Source organism: Fictibacillus sp. KU28468 (assembly GCF_026153615.1).
Taxonomy (GTDB): Bacteria; Bacillota; Bacilli; order Bacillales; family Fictibacillaceae; genus Fictibacillus_C; species Fictibacillus_C marinisediminis.
On sequence record NZ_CP110666.1, the window covers coordinates 3,960,148 to 3,975,120 of the forward strand.

Annotated in this window: 21 protein-coding genes, 1 pseudogene and 1 riboswitch; of the genes and pseudogenes, 6 read left to right on the forward strand and 16 right to left on the reverse strand. The window is 40.6% G+C overall.

Annotation, left to right across the window (positions count from 1 at the left end; genetic code table 11):
- Positions 1 to 207 precede the first annotated feature (207 nt).
- Together OKX00_RS20955 and OKX00_RS20960 are read left to right on the forward strand one after the other, a co-directional pair.
- A complete protein-coding gene (locus tag OKX00_RS20955) occupies positions 208 to 564 on the forward strand; it encodes a VOC family protein (protein ID WP_265408705.1) in 357 nt (118 codons plus the stop codon).
- 27 nt (positions 565 to 591) lie between these two features.
- Complete coding sequence (locus OKX00_RS20960; RefSeq protein ID WP_265408706.1) at positions 592 to 1,656, forward strand: DmpA family aminopeptidase; 1,065 nt, start codon at positions 592 to 594, stop codon at positions 1,654 to 1,656.
- Between the two features lie 240 nt (positions 1,657 to 1,896).
- On the opposite strand, the gene OKX00_RS20965 is transcribed toward OKX00_RS20960, so the two are convergent.
- The 6 genes from OKX00_RS20965 to OKX00_RS20990 all read right to left on the reverse strand — a co-directional run bounded on the left by OKX00_RS20965 (position 1,897) and on the right by OKX00_RS20990 (position 5,897).
- Positions 1,897 to 2,028 carry a hypothetical protein gene (locus OKX00_RS20965; RefSeq protein ID WP_265408707.1) on the reverse strand — a complete coding sequence of 44 codons (132 nt, stop codon included), beginning with the start codon at positions 2,026 to 2,028 and terminating at the stop codon, positions 1,897 to 1,899.
- A gap of 52 nt (positions 2,029 to 2,080) precedes the next feature.
- Positions 2,081 to 2,920, reverse strand: coding sequence for a DUF2935 domain-containing protein (locus tag OKX00_RS20970; RefSeq protein ID WP_265408708.1), 840 nt, complete (start codon positions 2,918 to 2,920; stop codon positions 2,081 to 2,083).
- 272 nt (positions 2,921 to 3,192) lie between these two features.
- On the reverse strand, positions 3,193 to 3,582 hold the full coding sequence (locus tag OKX00_RS20975; RefSeq protein ID WP_265408709.1) for a YybH family protein: 390 nt from the start codon (positions 3,580 to 3,582) through the stop codon (positions 3,193 to 3,195).
- A gap of 138 nt (positions 3,583 to 3,720) precedes the next feature.
- Positions 3,721 to 4,608 carry a 5'-methylthioadenosine/S-adenosylhomocysteine nucleosidase gene (locus OKX00_RS20980; protein WP_416054271.1) on the reverse strand — a complete coding sequence of 296 codons (888 nt, stop codon included), beginning with the start codon at positions 4,606 to 4,608 and terminating at the stop codon, positions 3,721 to 3,723.
- A 128-nt stretch (positions 4,609 to 4,736) separates the two neighbouring features.
- Positions 4,737 to 4,840, reverse strand: a riboswitch (purine riboswitch).
- Positions 4,841 to 4,986: 146 nt separating this feature from the next.
- Positions 4,987 to 5,253 carry a hypothetical protein gene (locus tag OKX00_RS20985; protein WP_265408711.1) on the reverse strand — a complete coding sequence of 89 codons (267 nt, stop codon included), beginning with the start codon at positions 5,251 to 5,253 and terminating at the stop codon, positions 4,987 to 4,989.
- A 107-nt stretch (positions 5,254 to 5,360) separates the two neighbouring features.
- Positions 5,361 to 5,897 carry a GNAT family N-acetyltransferase gene (locus OKX00_RS20990; RefSeq protein WP_265408712.1) on the reverse strand — a complete coding sequence of 179 codons (537 nt, stop codon included), beginning with the start codon at positions 5,895 to 5,897 and terminating at the stop codon, positions 5,361 to 5,363.
- Between the two features lie 195 nt (positions 5,898 to 6,092).
- On the opposite strand from OKX00_RS20990, the gene OKX00_RS20995 reads away from it, so the two are divergent.
- Entirely contained in the window at positions 6,093 to 6,518 is a 426-nt protein-coding gene (locus OKX00_RS20995) for a hypothetical protein (RefSeq protein WP_265408713.1), read from the forward strand.
- A gap of 157 nt (positions 6,519 to 6,675) precedes the next feature.
- Here OKX00_RS20995 and OKX00_RS21000 read toward each other — a convergent pair whose 3' ends face one another.
- The 3 genes and pseudogenes from OKX00_RS21000 to OKX00_RS21010 all read right to left on the reverse strand — a co-directional run.
- Entirely contained in the window at positions 6,676 to 7,305 is a 630-nt protein-coding gene (locus OKX00_RS21000) for a YczE/YyaS/YitT family protein (protein WP_265408714.1), read from the reverse strand.
- 37 nt (positions 7,306 to 7,342) lie between these two features.
- Positions 7,343 to 7,765, reverse strand: a complete 423-nt coding sequence (locus OKX00_RS21005) for a DUF1801 domain-containing protein (protein ID WP_265408715.1) — start codon at positions 7,763 to 7,765, stop codon at positions 7,343 to 7,345.
- 215 nt (positions 7,766 to 7,980) lie between these two features.
- Positions 7,981 to 8,244 (reverse strand): annotated as a pseudogene (locus OKX00_RS21010) (alkene reductase); the annotation flags it as partial.
- Between the two features lie 64 nt (positions 8,245 to 8,308).
- Here OKX00_RS21010 and OKX00_RS21015 point away from each other — a divergent pair.
- The gene (locus OKX00_RS21015) at positions 8,309 to 8,596 is read left to right on the forward strand and encodes a P-loop NTPase family protein (RefSeq protein ID WP_265408717.1); all 288 of its coding nucleotides are present in this window, start codon (positions 8,309 to 8,311) and stop codon (positions 8,594 to 8,596) included.
- Between the two features lie 89 nt (positions 8,597 to 8,685).
- Here the strand turns inward: OKX00_RS21015 and OKX00_RS21020 are convergent, their stop codons facing one another.
- Positions 8,686 to 9,651 (reverse strand): DMT family transporter, encoded by a 966-nt coding sequence (locus OKX00_RS21020; RefSeq protein WP_322114334.1) that lies wholly within the window; start codon positions 9,649 to 9,651, stop codon positions 8,686 to 8,688.
- 33 nt (positions 9,652 to 9,684) lie between these two features.
- Positions 9,685 to 10,149 carry an SRPBCC family protein gene (locus OKX00_RS21025; protein WP_265410604.1) on the reverse strand — a complete coding sequence of 155 codons (465 nt, stop codon included), beginning with the start codon at positions 10,147 to 10,149 and terminating at the stop codon, positions 9,685 to 9,687.
- Between the two features lie 184 nt (positions 10,150 to 10,333).
- Here OKX00_RS21025 and OKX00_RS21030 point away from each other — a divergent pair, with 184 nt between their 5' ends.
- Positions 10,334 to 10,852 (forward strand): DinB family protein, encoded by a 519-nt coding sequence (locus OKX00_RS21030; protein WP_265410605.1) that lies wholly within the window; start codon positions 10,334 to 10,336, stop codon positions 10,850 to 10,852.
- A 44-nt stretch (positions 10,853 to 10,896) separates the two neighbouring features.
- Here the strand turns inward: OKX00_RS21030 and OKX00_RS21035 are convergent, their stop codons facing one another.
- The 3 genes from OKX00_RS21035 to OKX00_RS21045 all read right to left on the reverse strand — a co-directional run bounded on the left by OKX00_RS21035 (position 10,897) and on the right by OKX00_RS21045 (position 12,516).
- Entirely contained in the window at positions 10,897 to 11,664 is a 768-nt protein-coding gene (locus OKX00_RS21035; protein WP_265408718.1) for an alpha/beta hydrolase family protein, read from the reverse strand.
- A gap of 9 nt (positions 11,665 to 11,673) precedes the next feature.
- Entirely contained in the window at positions 11,674 to 11,973 is a 300-nt protein-coding gene (locus OKX00_RS21040; protein ID WP_062238961.1) for an antibiotic biosynthesis monooxygenase family protein, read from the reverse strand.
- 72 nt (positions 11,974 to 12,045) lie between these two features.
- Positions 12,046 to 12,516 carry a GNAT family N-acetyltransferase gene (locus OKX00_RS21045; protein ID WP_265408719.1) on the reverse strand — a complete coding sequence of 157 codons (471 nt, stop codon included), beginning with the start codon at positions 12,514 to 12,516 and terminating at the stop codon, positions 12,046 to 12,048.
- A 154-nt stretch (positions 12,517 to 12,670) separates the two neighbouring features.
- Here OKX00_RS21045 and OKX00_RS21050 point away from each other — a divergent pair, with 154 nt between their 5' ends.
- Positions 12,671 to 13,567 (forward strand): metallophosphoesterase family protein, encoded by an 897-nt coding sequence (locus OKX00_RS21050; RefSeq protein WP_265408720.1) that lies wholly within the window; start codon positions 12,671 to 12,673, stop codon positions 13,565 to 13,567.
- A 67-nt stretch (positions 13,568 to 13,634) separates the two neighbouring features.
- Here OKX00_RS21050 and OKX00_RS21055 read toward each other — a convergent pair whose 3' ends face one another.
- Together OKX00_RS21055 and OKX00_RS21060 are read right to left on the reverse strand one after the other, a co-directional pair.
- A complete protein-coding gene (locus OKX00_RS21055; protein ID WP_265408721.1) occupies positions 13,635 to 14,069 on the reverse strand; it encodes an SRPBCC family protein in 435 nt (144 codons plus the stop codon).
- A gap of 27 nt (positions 14,070 to 14,096) precedes the next feature.
- Positions 14,097 to 14,873, reverse strand: a complete 777-nt coding sequence (locus OKX00_RS21060) for a helix-turn-helix domain-containing protein (RefSeq protein ID WP_248251307.1) — start codon at positions 14,871 to 14,873, stop codon at positions 14,097 to 14,099.
- Between the last annotated feature and the right edge of the window lie 100 nt (positions 14,874 to 14,973).

The following is a 14,973-nucleotide window of genomic DNA, read 5'->3' on the forward strand; positions in this document are numbered from 1 at the left end:
CCTTCTTGATAATAAATAATACAGCCTGTTTAATAAACTCGCTTTCATGATCGGGGATAACATAGATTTTCGGCTTCTTGTCCTCAGGCAATGCATTAAACTTTTCCCAGGATTGTTATGTAAAATATCCAAATAACCGATAGGATAGTTGTATTAAAAAGTGAATGTAATAGATAAGGGTACCAGAAAATAATTAGGAGGGATTTTTTGAATAGTCCTGTTTTAACTCAAATCGGAACGGTCTTTATTCCAGTAAGCAACATCGAACAAGCTCGAGATTGGTATTGTGACATATTAGGTTTACAAGCAGATGGAGAAATACAGTTTGGTCATATTTATGTCATACCCATGAATGGTACAGGGATTGTATTAGACAGCAAGATTTTTTCAGAAGAAAATATCGTAAAAACCTCCTTATTTCATTTCAATACAGAAAATATTGAAGAAGCCTATCAGTTTATGAAAAAAAAGAAGGTTGATTTAATCACTGGAATTGAACATCATCACTATTTTAATTTTAGAGACCCTGATGGAAATCATCTCATGATTTGTAAGTGTTATTAACACTAACGATGGATGGTGATCATTTCAATGCACTACAAAAAAAGAATACGCGACTATGGAATTAAAATAGGACGCTTGGAAACCGGACGCTATAACGCAATTACCGATGTCGAAGGCGTTACAGTCGGCCACGTAACACTTAGTGATCAGAGCATGCAAACGGGAGTAACAGCCATCCTCCCTCACACTGGCAACACGTTTAAGGAAAAACTGATAGCATCAAGCCATGTTATCAATGGCTTTGGAAAAACGATGGGTACCATTCAAATGCAAGAGTTGGGTGTGTTAGAAACGCCAATCATTTTAACAAATACCTTAAGTATCGGTACAGCTGCAGATGCCTTGATTCAATACATGCTGGAGAAGAATCCGGAAATTGGCCGATCGACTGGGACGGTCAATCCCGTCATCGGGGAGTGCAATGATATGTTCCTCAATGATGTAAGAGCTCAATTTATTGAGAAGGAACATGTTTTTCAAGCCATACATAACGCTTCAACGGAATTTGGGGAAGGAAGTGTCGGAGCGGGAACGGGCATGCTTTGTTATTCCTTAAAAGGAGGAATCGGCACTGCCTCAAGACAGTTTCAACTGGCTCATGGAGAGTACACCATTGGGGTGCTCGTCCTATCGAACTTTGGTATTTTAAGTGATCTCATGATGAATGGCAGGGCGATTGGGCAAGAGCTGAAAGAAGAGCTGCTCCAATCTTGGGAGGAAAGGGATAAAGGATCGATTATGATCATTGTTGCCACGGATCTGCCGGTTTCAGAACGTCAGCTCAATCGCATCATCAAGCGGTCGGTTGCCGGCCTATCAAGGACAGGATCCATCATTACGCATGGCAGCGGAGAAGTAATCATCGGCTTTTCAACCGCCACTAAAATTCCTCATGACAATCCAAATCACTGTTTAACCCTTCCTGCGATTCATGAGGATGATATGGATACGGCTTTTCGGGCCGTTGGAGAAGCTGTTGAAGAGTCCGTATTAAATTCTTTAGTGACAGCCACGCATGTCGTCGGAAGAGATGGAAATGAAAGGCCTGCTTTTAAAGATTTAATTCAGGAATTTAATATTAGATTGGCGTAACGTGAAGCCAATTTCGCAAACAAGGTAAGAGAGCATATCTCGAACTGAAGCCATTTATTTTGGAAGTGGCAAGGGGGCTGTCCAGAAAGTCGAAAATTGACCTTCAGGCAGCCCCTTTTTGGCTTGAAAAATCTTCAATGAAAAGTTAATTGAAGTGGAAGATGCGAGACTCCTCGAAAATGAACTTCACATTTTCTTCGTGCGATAAAAAGCTGCCGGAGCCTTCCTTGTCCTGCGGGACTAGCGTGACAGGTGAGACTCCGCAGGCGCTAGCGCCAAAAAGTAGGCGTTCACGCCGGTAAGGCTCACCGCACGCCCCGCGAAAGTAGGAGCTCGCGCCGGTAAAAGCGAGCACCCTGGAACGGAAATCAACAGCTTACAGACTTCTTGGACAGCCCCCTCAGCTTATGGACTACTATTTTGGTTATGGGGTGCCGCTTGTAAGATGAGCATCGAACATGTCTATTATTTCAAGGAATCGATCAGCTTCACGGAAAACATGGTCTGCTAATAGCGGATGAATGATACTCTTTATTTTACATTGCTCGATTAAATCACGTGCCGTTTTCTTGAAGTCCCGAAGAGATGAGACCGACACACGATTCTGATCCAGGAATTGATCTAAAAGAGGAACCGTTTGAGATTGTGGCTTCATAGATTCTAAGTCTCTTGCTTGATACATCAATTGATCAAAATCATTGCTGAAATTTCGGGCGATATCAATTAGCTTTCTTTCAGATGGATCCAGCAGATGACCAATAAATTTAGCATGGTCTGCCATAATCCTTAAGAAGAAGACATTTTCTTTTATAATGGCATCAGGAAGAGGTTTCATTTTACCTTCATTTAATTCACCTAATCGTTTTCTAAAATAATTCGCTTCCCTGCTTGTATGATCAACTAACAGGGGGAAATTATTTGCCCCTGGCAATTTACATGTAAGAATCAATCCCAGTACTTTTCGTTTAAATCCGAAAATATTGGTTGCAGCCTGTTGTACTTCTGTATTAAATCTTTTTATTTGCTCAGGATCTGTTTGATTTGTAAAGGAATGTGAGGTTTGTTCGATGCGTTCGAACAATCGGAAAAATTGATTAGCCTCATTGATTAATTGAGTATCCTCCGCTCTAAAACCCAATCGGAGAAATAACGAATGTTCTTTCATGATTCTGGACCAAAAACGAATTTCATTTAATGATCGCTCAACAAAAATTCCAGAAGTTACACCTGTATCAGGATGTAATATGGTTTCATCTCCATTCATTCCTAACCCTCCCAGTAAATACAACGTCTATTCTATCCTTATTAATAAATTCAAATAAAAATACCTTAACGAAGATAAGCTGCCTGATTCGGCAGCTTATTTTCATTTTATTTGTTTAATTGAGTCTCTTCATTAAATAATACTGCTGATGTTCCTTAGTAGGATTTTCTTGTACTACACCTGCAATTTCATATTACAAATATAATCACTATCTTCTTGATTCCATTGCTGAGTTATTTTACTTTCCACTTCCTCCCTGATTGTTGAAAACTCTATTTATTAATTAAGTCAGTACCATATGAGTTATCAATTGCACAAAGCCATTCGCCGTTTGAATTTTTCTTAAACACGTATGTTGCTCTTCTATCCATGGAATATTCGGAATCATTTTTATCGGCAGCAAGCAGCGTTTGGGAAATAACTAACGCAGTGTCTCCAGCCTCTAAAATAGTCATTTCCCCCTGCGTTGGTACAATACTGTTATTAAAATACTTTGCAATGGCAATAAATGCTTTTTTGATTTCTTCTTTACCTCGTGCAATCATTCCTGGCTTTACAACCAGAACTGCATCATCAGTATAGTAGTTCATCAACGTATCAAAATCTTCCTTTTTTATTGCCAAGTCACACTTATTAATTAACTCTTTTAAATCATGTTCCATACTATTCCTCCCAACTTTGCTGCACATCATATTACTATCTGTATTGCACATGTTTATTTAACTTTCCTTTTAGTTCATATAAAAAGGGGCTGCCTGAAGGTCAATTTTCGACTTTCAGGACAGCCCCTTTGGAACCTATTATTTGTTAGGTATCGTAGAAATATATTTTTCAACTACTTGATAAACATAGTTTTGACATGCTTCTGCTGTATTGGGGTTGTATTTACCGCCATTCGTTTTATTATTGGACAATACTCGGATTCCCAAGAATGGTACATTATAAGCTTGAGCCATTTGTGCCGCTGAAGCTCCTTCCATTTCTTCAACTGATGTGCCGTATTTCGAATGGAACCACTTGATTCGATCCACTTCATTATTCCAAACGTCTGCAGAACCAATTGTACCTTCCACAACCTTACCCTTGGTGTATTTATCTTTAACTTCATTAGCCGCTTCGAGCAAATCCTTATTCCCTGCGTAGAAACGAGGTTTTTCAGCATTCGGATCTTCTCCTGCACTTCCTTCAGAAGCCATAAGATCCATCGGCTTCCATGCTGCAGGATCCATTCCCTCGCCTTCACCCTTCTCCCCTGTTTTTAAAGAACCTAGATTTACTGTTTGTTTTCCTAATACAATATCAAAAACATTCAGTTCTGGATCATGTCCGCCTGATGTTCCTTGATTGATGATGGCCATTGGATGATATTTTTCGATAGCGATCGCTGTAGCGGCTGCTGTATTTTCCATTCCCTTACCTGTCTTTGCAACGATAACAGGATAGTGGTTTAGAGTTCCTTTATAAAATACAAAAGTGCCTGATTTTTCTACTTTCACATTCTTTAGCTTTTGTGCAAATTTTTCAGCCTCAATCGGCATCGGTCCTTGAATAACAATCGGCTTATGATGAGACTTGGCTTGTACTGTTTCATTCGGTGAATCAGATCTCCATCCTGCAACCGCCGCAAGTAACAGTGCTGTAACCACCGCTAATAGAGCGTATCCTGTTTTCATCTTTTTCATATCCATGATCCTCCTGGTTGTTTGATATACTCGAAGATCTGGCCCAAAGAAAAAAGTCCAGACAGGTAGCGTTCTACCCACTGGACCGGCGAAAGTCAAAGTATAAAAAAATGAAATCAGCTGAAAAAAGCCGAAAAACGAATACTTTAACCCGTAGTCCAGTTCTTGCAATGGGAACCAGGTAGAGACACTCAGACCATATTTCCGAGCATATACGAGTAATGATATATAGTTGATTACTTTGATAATATAGCAAACAACTAAAAAAACCACAATAAAAATACGAATTCTATTTACATAAATAAATTTATCGTTCGGGTTTTACCGGCTATTTGAGTTTCTTGATTCGAATTGCGGAGTATTTTTATATTTACCGCCTCACTGCTAAACTACTGCTGAAATGGCTAGATAAATGCCTATAGCTGCTGCAACAAATAAAATAATAGAAGTTACAGGACTTCTCCTAAATTTAATTCCATAAGCACCTAAAAAGATAGCCGCAGCTAATTTGGAGATGCTCTCATCATAAGCATGGTGTGAAAAATATGAACTGCTAAAGATAATAGAAATAAGTAACGCTGCAATGATTAGCAATTTAAACCACATAGGCTCCTTTAGAAATTGTTCCAGCATAAATTTTATCTGCCGCATGATAAAACCCCTTTTGTATTTTTCATTACTAAGGAAGCTTATGGTGTGGTTTTCAAAGGTAGTACTTTCCTAATCAAGTCATCACTCTTTCTTCCCCTCTATTGTTATTAAACAGATACATTTACTTTCCATATCATATGGTCAAAGCCTTCTTCCCAATAATCCTTAAGCCAGTAATCTGGTTCGCCAAATTTCTTTGTCCAAATTTTTTGTGCGCTGCGGTACCCGCTGTCTAAACAAAATTCGTTAATGCCTCTATTCCGCAGCGTGGCATACATGGTGTTCAATAAAAGATTCCCTATCCCTTTTCTTTGATAGTCAGGATGAACAAATACAGTACCGATCTCAATCAGCTCTTTTAGAGCACCGTTTGTACAAGTACAGATAAGTTCACTTGCGGGACCGTATTCGATGGAACCAACCATTTGATTCCTTTCTATCGCAATTAGGAAATGGCGATCCTTTCCTTCGCTTTTTAAATCACTTTCTAAATAACGCTTCTTACTCTCAATTTCATCCTTTAGATCATCCAGCTTCTCTTCGATTCCCTCTTTAGCAAAGGTATCTGTAATGACGATCCGGAAAAATTCATGTAACGGTGAAAGATCTTCAATCGCCGGTCTTCTAATTTCAACATTTAACACGAAACTCTCCCTTTCTGCTTCAATAGGGGAAAACCAATGCCCTAATAGTTAAATCACTATTTTAGTAGCAATTGTGCTTGTGCAGAATATATTAGAAAGTGAATGATGCAAGGAAGATTATCTTTTTGCCATGAAGACCACGTGGCTATACCAGCATCCATTCAACGGATTTAACTACAAGGGGGATAAAAGTTTATGAGTTTATTTAATAGGAATATGGATATGGGCACCGAAGAAATTTTTGTAATAGGTGCTAATTGCCTATTGGTACTTGGAAACCGTTTTTTTGCGGTAGTAGAAATTGAGTCAGAGGTTCCTGGAGTGGATCTAGAGGAATATGTGATTATTCGCATAAATGAAAGGACTGCAAGACGATTAAACAATGCTGGTTTGGAATTGTGTGAAGTTCAAAACACCGCGCCTAGATCAAGAAACGGTGTTGAAGTTGAGTTTAAGTGTATATTTATTAACCGTAATCAGGCCTTTGCATTGTTTGATGTGGAGAACGATTTTGATGAGGCAGTATTTGTAAAGATTTCCATGGAAGAAGCGAAACGATTAATTCGCCAAGGTGCCAGACAGTGTACTGTTATTGATGCGCGCACCAATTCCAATTGTTAAAAAGATGTTATTCCACACATAACACACGCGTGTATTAGCGATGCTGTCAACTTTGCTAAGAAAATTCCACCCCTTAGATTATAATCTAAGGGGTATTCCTTATGAATCATCAGACCAGTAAACATCATCCTCCCAACACAAGAACTACAAAAAAGGCCTACGCTTTAAAGGTTTCCCGCAAGTTCTCATGATGGATTGTGGTTGTTTCAAAAGAGAAAAGACGGAAGACCAACTGAACAAATACTCCCAGTCCAAATGCAGTAACCACTGTTCCCATCCCTAGTGGCCCTCCCAGCAGCCAGCCGACCAGTGCAACTGAACATTCCAATGAAGAACGACAGACCCCAATTGGAAGACCCGTGCGCCTACGGATCGACACCATGAGTGAATCACGCGGTCCCGCCCCAAAGCCAGAACTTATGTAAAAATAACTGCCCAACGCTGTGGTAAACAGCCCCAGCATCAGCATACCCAAGCCACTGGGCCAACCGGGCGCCTTCGGCAGTATATCGGTCCATAAAATGAAGTCCATGAAAAATCCAATCAGAATCATATTGGCCAAGGTGCCGATTCCAATTTTCTCTTTCAGCAGGATAATCAAACCAACAATAACCACGCTTACTAGAACGGTCGCTTGCCCGATGGTCAATGGAAGATAGTTGGTGAGCCCTGCCTGAAACACTTCCCAAGGACCAAAGCCTAAATTTCCTTTCATAACGATCACAGAGCCCAACGCAAATAAAAAAAGCCCAAACAAAAGCCGTAAGATTCGCAGCGATTTATTCATCTCTATACCTCAATTCCCCTGCTTATTGCCCGATTATTTAATGATTTGTATAGGTTTCTTTCAAAAACCTTACAGATTGATTGATTAATAATTTTAAGACATCAACGTCAATATCTGCTACCTTATTTATGTACACGCACGCTTTTCCAGTGGTATGTTTGCCAAAGTCTTTTAATAATTCCTCACGTTTCGTGTCACCCGTTGCAAAATACAAACTGATTTTAGCTTTTCGAGGTGAAAAGCCAACGAGTGGCGCATCGCCTTCATGACCGGATTCATATTTATAATGATATGCACCAAATCCAATAATACTCGGTCCCCACATCTTCGGTTCATAACCTGTCGCTTCTGTAAAAATATCTACTAATTTATATGCGTCTTCACGTTTTTTAGGGCTTTCAACATTTTCAATAAACTCAATGACACTACTGTCGGTTTCTTTGGTTTTTAGTTCGTACATGATTAGATTCTCTCCTTTTCTTTAGTCTTAGTTTTACTGCCGATATTCCTGCCTTACCGGTTCAATCTGTGATAGATGTCTATATTCTGCGTTTCTTGGTACAAATCCTTTTATTCCGTGTTTAACTAACCTGAACGTTTCGCAATAGAAAAGAAAAGGATTTATCATTTAAAAAGACCAGCTTACATTAGAGCAGCTGGTCTTTACATTCTCTATTACACCAATTGAGTTAAATGTTTCTTTGCTTCATACTCGACAAGTTGTTGACCCTGCTTAATTCGTGCCAGATAATCCGGATTGGCAATAAGCGGCCGGCCAATCGCAGCAACATCAATCGTGCCCTTTTCAAGTGCGGCTTCTGCTGTTTCCGCATCAAGCCCACCTACGCCAACGATAACTCCATCCCAGTGGCTGCGTATCCATTCATGCATCGTTAACCCTCTGGCAATCGGTTTGGTAAATTCCATGGTCGAAGGATGTGCTATATAATAGAATAAATGAAAATTGTAAAATATTATAAATTACAGGTCTAAGGAGTTAAATATGAAACGTAATAAAAAGCTATTTGAAATAATAGATTCTGTCGACAACATAGATAACGGATTCGAAGATCTATTAGAATTATCCAGGAGATGTAAGTTTTCTGACTGTACTCATACAAATGAGAATGACTGTGCAATTAAACATGCAATTTCTGAAGGCATTCTTTCAGAAGACAGATTTATTAACTATTATAGAGATAAAAACGAAGGAGAATATGTTTCTAAGCAAAAGAATAAAACGAAGGCTATTGATTATATGAAACAAAGGAAACTTTTTCAAAGGCCATAGATATTCAAAGTATATGAAAAAAAAGACCAGCTGCCATCTTAGAGCAGTTGATCTTTCATTGGATTCTAATCCTTGAGTTAATATAACATTCATGCTGTCTTCTTTTCCGCCGTAACGCACTTCTTATCCAAGCCATTAACGACAAGAACACCCGATATGGCAACCAATCCTCCGATCATCGAAAGAGTACTCGGCCACTCGTTCAGCCAAACCCATGCGGTAAGTATGGCGATTGCCGGCTCCAGGTACATCATGCTCGCCACAGAACTGGCATTGCCTGACGAGAGGGCGATCGCCCACGTTACATAAGCGATCGCCGCCGGGAAAATCCCTACATAAAGTGCCGATATATTAGCTTCCATGGTAGCGTGCTGAATGGAGTCAAAGAGTCCAGGAGAGAACCAGAAAAAAGGCAGTGTACCCGCCCAGGTCACATAAGCCGTCAGTTCAATCGGTGTATATCGATGTAAGAACGGTTTTTGGAAAACAAAAAAGACAGACGTAGCGACAGCAGCCATCAATACTAAAAAAGCTCCTTTAGAAATCGTCAGGGACGGGCCAGCACTACCCAACGTAATCAATATAACGCCAGCTAACCCGATTCCAAGACCGAGCCATCCAAATCTCCCTAAACGCTCGTTTAATACGAAAAAAGCAATGAGCGCCGTAAAGACAGGCGCTGCTCCAATCAGCATGCCGGCGGTTCCTGCCGATACGGTCTGCTCACCGAACGTTACCCCTATGTGATAGATGCTGATTCCAATCCATCCAAGCAGCAGAAGCCTAAAAAGATCTTCTTTTTTCGGCAGACGAAATTTCACACCCGGCCACAGAGCATAAAGGATAAAAGCACCGGATGCTATTAAGTAACGAATGAGAACTAAGTGTCCCGCCGAATAACCGCCATGCAGCCCCGCCCGGATGGCCGCAAATGTTGATCCCCAAATGATAATCGTAATAAGTGCCATAAAGAAAGTCTTTGCGTTCAACTCATTCACCTTCAGTTCTTTCTTGTTTAAACGGACAGAAATAAAGAGCTGCAGAAGCAACTCCATTCTTAAACCAATATAGCGAAACGGACCGATATTTTATTTAACATGAAAGTCAGGCGCTTTATCCGGCACAAGATTTAAGATGATGTTATGTTCCAGGAGCGCCTTTAATCCACAGAGGACCATCGTGTACCCTCCCATGGAATCAATGGCGGTATTTACGATCTCATCTCCACTTCCTTTAAATCCTGAGTTAAGTATCGTGACCATCGTCTCGTTTTCTTTTCGGGAAACAAAGGTCCACTCCACCTCTGTACCGTCCGACGACTGAATATGAATGCGTTCGTTTTCCTCTAGTCTTTTTACAAAAACGCGATCCGATACACCGTACATCTCCCATTCCCATTTTACTTTTTTTCCCTCTTCTACTCTTCCGCTGCTTTTAGTGAACCAAAATTTGGTCGTAATCGCCGGTTCAATAAAAGCCTCAAATACGACTTCCACCGGTCTTCTAATAAGCATTTCTGCTCTTACAACCGGTGTGTGGTATAGCTCAGGCATCATGAGGTCTCCTTTCATTATGGATGATGCACAACACGATATACAAATACAGATTTTGCTTCTGAATAAGCTTTGATCACTGTGTACACTTCTCTTTGTTATGTGAGAATCCTGCTTAGGAGTTTAATAATGAGAGAAAGCGGAAAACTATTGAAAAACAGATACAAATAACGGAGGCTAAATGATGATCGACAGACCGCAACCTGACGAATACTCTGAGGACTACACTTCTTATGTAAAATTAGTGCCTGAAGGAGACATAGTAACCATTCTTAAGGAACAAATAAAAGATACCGTTTCTCTGCTAAGCTCTTTTTCTGAAGCTGAAAGTGAATATAGGTATGCGCCTGATAAGTGGAGTATTAAAGAAGTGATTGGGCATATGATTGATAATGAGCGGATTATGAGCTACAGATTGCTTTGTATAGCACGTGGAGAAACGGCATCCTTGCCCAGTTATCATGATGAAGAATATGTAAGAGAAGCAGATTTTGATAGCCAAACCCTCAAAGACTTGCTAGATCACTTAACAAGTATACGCCAATCCACTGTATATCTAGTGAATAGTCTAAGTGAAGAAGCATTAAAACGCAGGGGAGCCGCGAACCACAGCGAAATTACGGCACGAGCCATTGTTACGATTTTAGCAGGCCATGAAATTCATCATTGCAACATCCTTAAAGAAAGGTATTTGAATGTGTAAAGAGAGACTTTAGTATTCAATGGTAAGTCTCTCAATGTTGCTCTTTAGCTTTTCAAAAATTGAATACTGTGATTAAACAGTTCATCGATCCAGCTCAGTCTTCCGAAAACATGGTTAACACCCTCCATTAAATGAATGCCGCGATCATTGTTCACATACGTATCGTAATACCTTTGTCCATATTCATGAGGAACCGCTTCATCCTCTGTCCCGTGAATAATCATGACCGGATTAGTGTATGATGTGATTTCATGATAGAGATTACGATTTTTTAAATCTTCATAAAATCCATGGCCCAGCTCAAGTCCATTTAAATCCACATTTCCGTTCGGAAGCTTTGGGTATTTTTCAAAATAAGAAACAGCCAGCTTATTCATGTTGCCAGCTGGTGCCCATAAGCAAACTTTATGTATGTCATTAGGAATTTCCTTGGCCACTTGGGCAGCAACCGCACCACCCATACTGTGACCCACTAACATAACTTTCACGGAATCCACCCAGTCCAACTTTTTAACGAAATTCACGATTTCTTTTCCCTCATGCACTTCCCCGCTGAAGGTCATCTCTGAAAAAGAACCATCACTTTCACCCGAACCCGAAAAGTCAAACCGCACACAGCCGATCCCCTGTTTTGCCAGTTCACGGGCATATCGCACCAACAAGAAATGATCATCAATTTTAGAACCTGTTATCCCATGAAAAAGAATAGCCACAGGACTTTTTGATGAGCTGTCTGATTCCGGTTTATGAGCCATCCCGCGCAGTGTTAACCCATTGACTTCAAGTGTTATGGAATATTCGATAGTAATCAAACCTCCCTCTTAATCTTCTATTGAAACACGTTCAAAATGCTCAACCGTTGGAAAGGGATCATAGAAATGATGCAGTTGCTGCTTCCATTCTTGATACTCACTGGATTGCCTAAAGCCTACCGTATGATCTTCTAAGCTCTCCCACTTCACCAGTAACAAATATTTCCCCTTCACTTCCATACATCGCTGCAACTCATGAGATCGGTATCCCTTCATGGAAGAAATGATGTTTGACGCTTTACGAAACGCTTCCTCATATTCCTCTTCCATGCCTCTCTTTACCTGAAGCATAACGGCTTCCAAGATCATGTCATCACCCCTTTTTTTAAAAAGTATATCATTACGAAAAAAAGAGCTGCCAAAACAACTCGTATCCTGGCACTAAACGGATTTGACCATCGTAATAAAATCAGTTCTACCGTTATTGAACTGTATTTGCTTAACAAATCCCAGCTTCTCATAAAGATGAATGGCTCGATGGTTAAATGCTGCAACCGTTAAACGAATGGAAACACCGCTAAAGGCAGCTTGAATATGGCGAAGAATAAACGAAAAGAACTCAGAACCGTAACCCTGGCCTGTTAGCTCAGGATTCATCCCAATCCCAAGATCAATCAAATCATCAGAATAAGCACCATATTGGTGACCAGCTGGTACCTGAGCCGAACTTCCGGTGCAGAAAAAGCCTGCAATACCTTGATATCGATCCAAGATCACTCGATACGAGTTTTCCAGCATTTCCTTCATAGAATCTGGGCTTACTTCATTGTTATAAAAATCATAAGGAGCATCATATCTCCAATTCAGTATATTTACTGCAAATTCTTCATTGATGTCAACAATCGATAACAACCTGTTAATCCCCTTCAGTTTCAGTCAGTTGATTTATGGTTCCTAATTCGCCACGATCTAGATTTTTACCTTCTACTGTTTCCTCTTGTGGTTTCAGATTATTATAAACAATAGCCTTAAACGAACATAGGATAAATCAACATGGATTTTGGAAATGAAACGAGGTTATGTGATGGCAAGAATGATTACCGAATCTCTTCAGCTTTTGAATCATAAAGATATCCCTTCAGATCGGCTGACCTTTCTTGTGCTGGGAGACAGTCATGTAAGGACAACAGGATATGACCGTGTACGAAATCGTTATATACTCGATACAGCAGGAGAGAGATATCGCAGGATTTTACAGCACATGGCGATGAATTACAGCAGCACCGCCTCTTTTATTGTGCATGGCGGCGATACGATCGGAGAAGGAAATAAAGATGAAAACATGAAAGCATTTGCGGCCGTGTCAAAGGAAGTCCTTTTCCCTGCGAATCTCCCCATCTTTGTTAGTATCGGGAACCACGATATGATCTGGGAAAATGGCGACCTCACCACTCGAATCTTTGAAAAATATATAGGAAGTGTCCGCCAGGACATTCATATACACGGAGCAAACGTTCATCTTATTCGGATTCCGACGTATTTCCCTGGATTAGCCGGATCTCCTTACTTTCGTCCGGCCGATTTGGCCTGGCTCAAACAAAGAACAGCTGCATCCAGCCATGTTCTCATCGATTTCCATGCTGTTTTAAGAGTGGGCAAAAATAGAAGCTTTCCAGAAGGTCATTATGCAGTTCTTTCAACTCCCGAAACCGATGCCTTCTTTCAAAACATAAACCCCAGCGTAAAAGCGATCTTCAACCATCATCGTCATACGAGCTACGAATATACGATCGAGACAACACTCGGAGGCACCTCCGTCCAGATTCCATACCTCATTACAGGATGCGGCGGAAACGTAACAAGCCGGCTAGACTGCCCCAATTACTATGCAGTAACATGGAATAACTTAAATACTTCCAATCCAGCAATGTCTTATACGCCTGTCCGGGTGCCGGGGCTATAAGAAAAAAGAAGGCTGACCCAGGTACTCACCGATCATAATGAGTACCTGGGTCAGCCTTTCTTGCAGTTCATTTTTCAAGCATGTCTTTTATTTTCTTTAAATCTTTCATGTTTGCTCTCTTCATCATGGAAGACATAAAAGGAGAAATCATCCTGGAAAAGCCGCTTGGTATGCCTTTGTTTCTTAATGTCATGCATGTATGATCCTGATCAATCGCATGCCATGTATAGATGGTCTCCATCGGAAAAGGTCCGTTAGCTGTCTTCATCACTAGTTTGCTTCCCGGAATAAATTCAATGATTTCATAAACATAAGCAAGTTCCCGGCCAAGAAACTTCGCTTTAAAAGCGATTTGAGAACCGACCTTGAGCGGTTTTGGCGTGATCCACTCAGCGGAATGGATATTCACATACCACTCTGGCGCATGATCAGGATCTGCTGCATACTCTGATACTTGTGATACAGGGCGGTTAATGTTGATTTCGGTAAAAACGTCTACCATCTTGGCTTCCTCCGATTATCACAGCTATCATTTATTTTCCACGTAATTTTTAAGAAGGGTTCCAAGAAGATACTCCCATCCTTTAGCGTGTTCTTGTTCCCATTGCTCTTGCAGGATACCAGATGCTGAATGGGAAAGTTGAAGCAATGTTCCTCCTTCTTTCTCGAGAAGACGATACGTATAGGCACTGTTGACAGCTCCCCGCATGCCAAGGTGTCCGTGCAGACGAATTTCTTCAGGAGCATTTACATAATACACATTGCCCCAGACTGCTCCCTCATTCTCTCCCCATTTTTCCATGAAGAGCCCTCCTGGTACCGGATCGAATGTAAAATGAGAAGACACTCCTTTTGGTGCGATACGAAACTCCCACCAATCTCCAGCCTTTTCTGTTAAGGCTTCGAAAACATCTTCCCTTGATGCACTGATAAATACCTCTTGTTCAATATGAAAATCCTTAGTGTTTGCCATTGTTTCTTTTCCTCCCTTTTTTTCTGCAGCCGACTGCAGATTTAACAACGAGCTGGCCGTTGTCTCCATATATTTTCCTACCCACCGGTTATGCACTTCTTGAAGAGGCACCGCATTCAGAAAGTTCCTTTTATATTTACCTTCACGCCGAACGAGCACCAAGTTCCCTTCCTCCAGAATCTTCAAGTGCTTCATGATGGCGTACCTGGTGACTTCCGGAAAGAATTCGTTTAGTTCACCTGTTGTTTTCGGCGATTGCTTGAGAATATCGAGAATTCGCCTTCGGATCGGGTGTCCTAATGCTTTAAATACAATAGAAAGGTTTTCATCCATTTCAACGATCCTTTCAGTAAAATAGATAGGTTGGTTAAACATGTGAATAAAAGGTCACATGTAATAAGTGACCTAATGGTAACACGTTCTAAAATCTTCG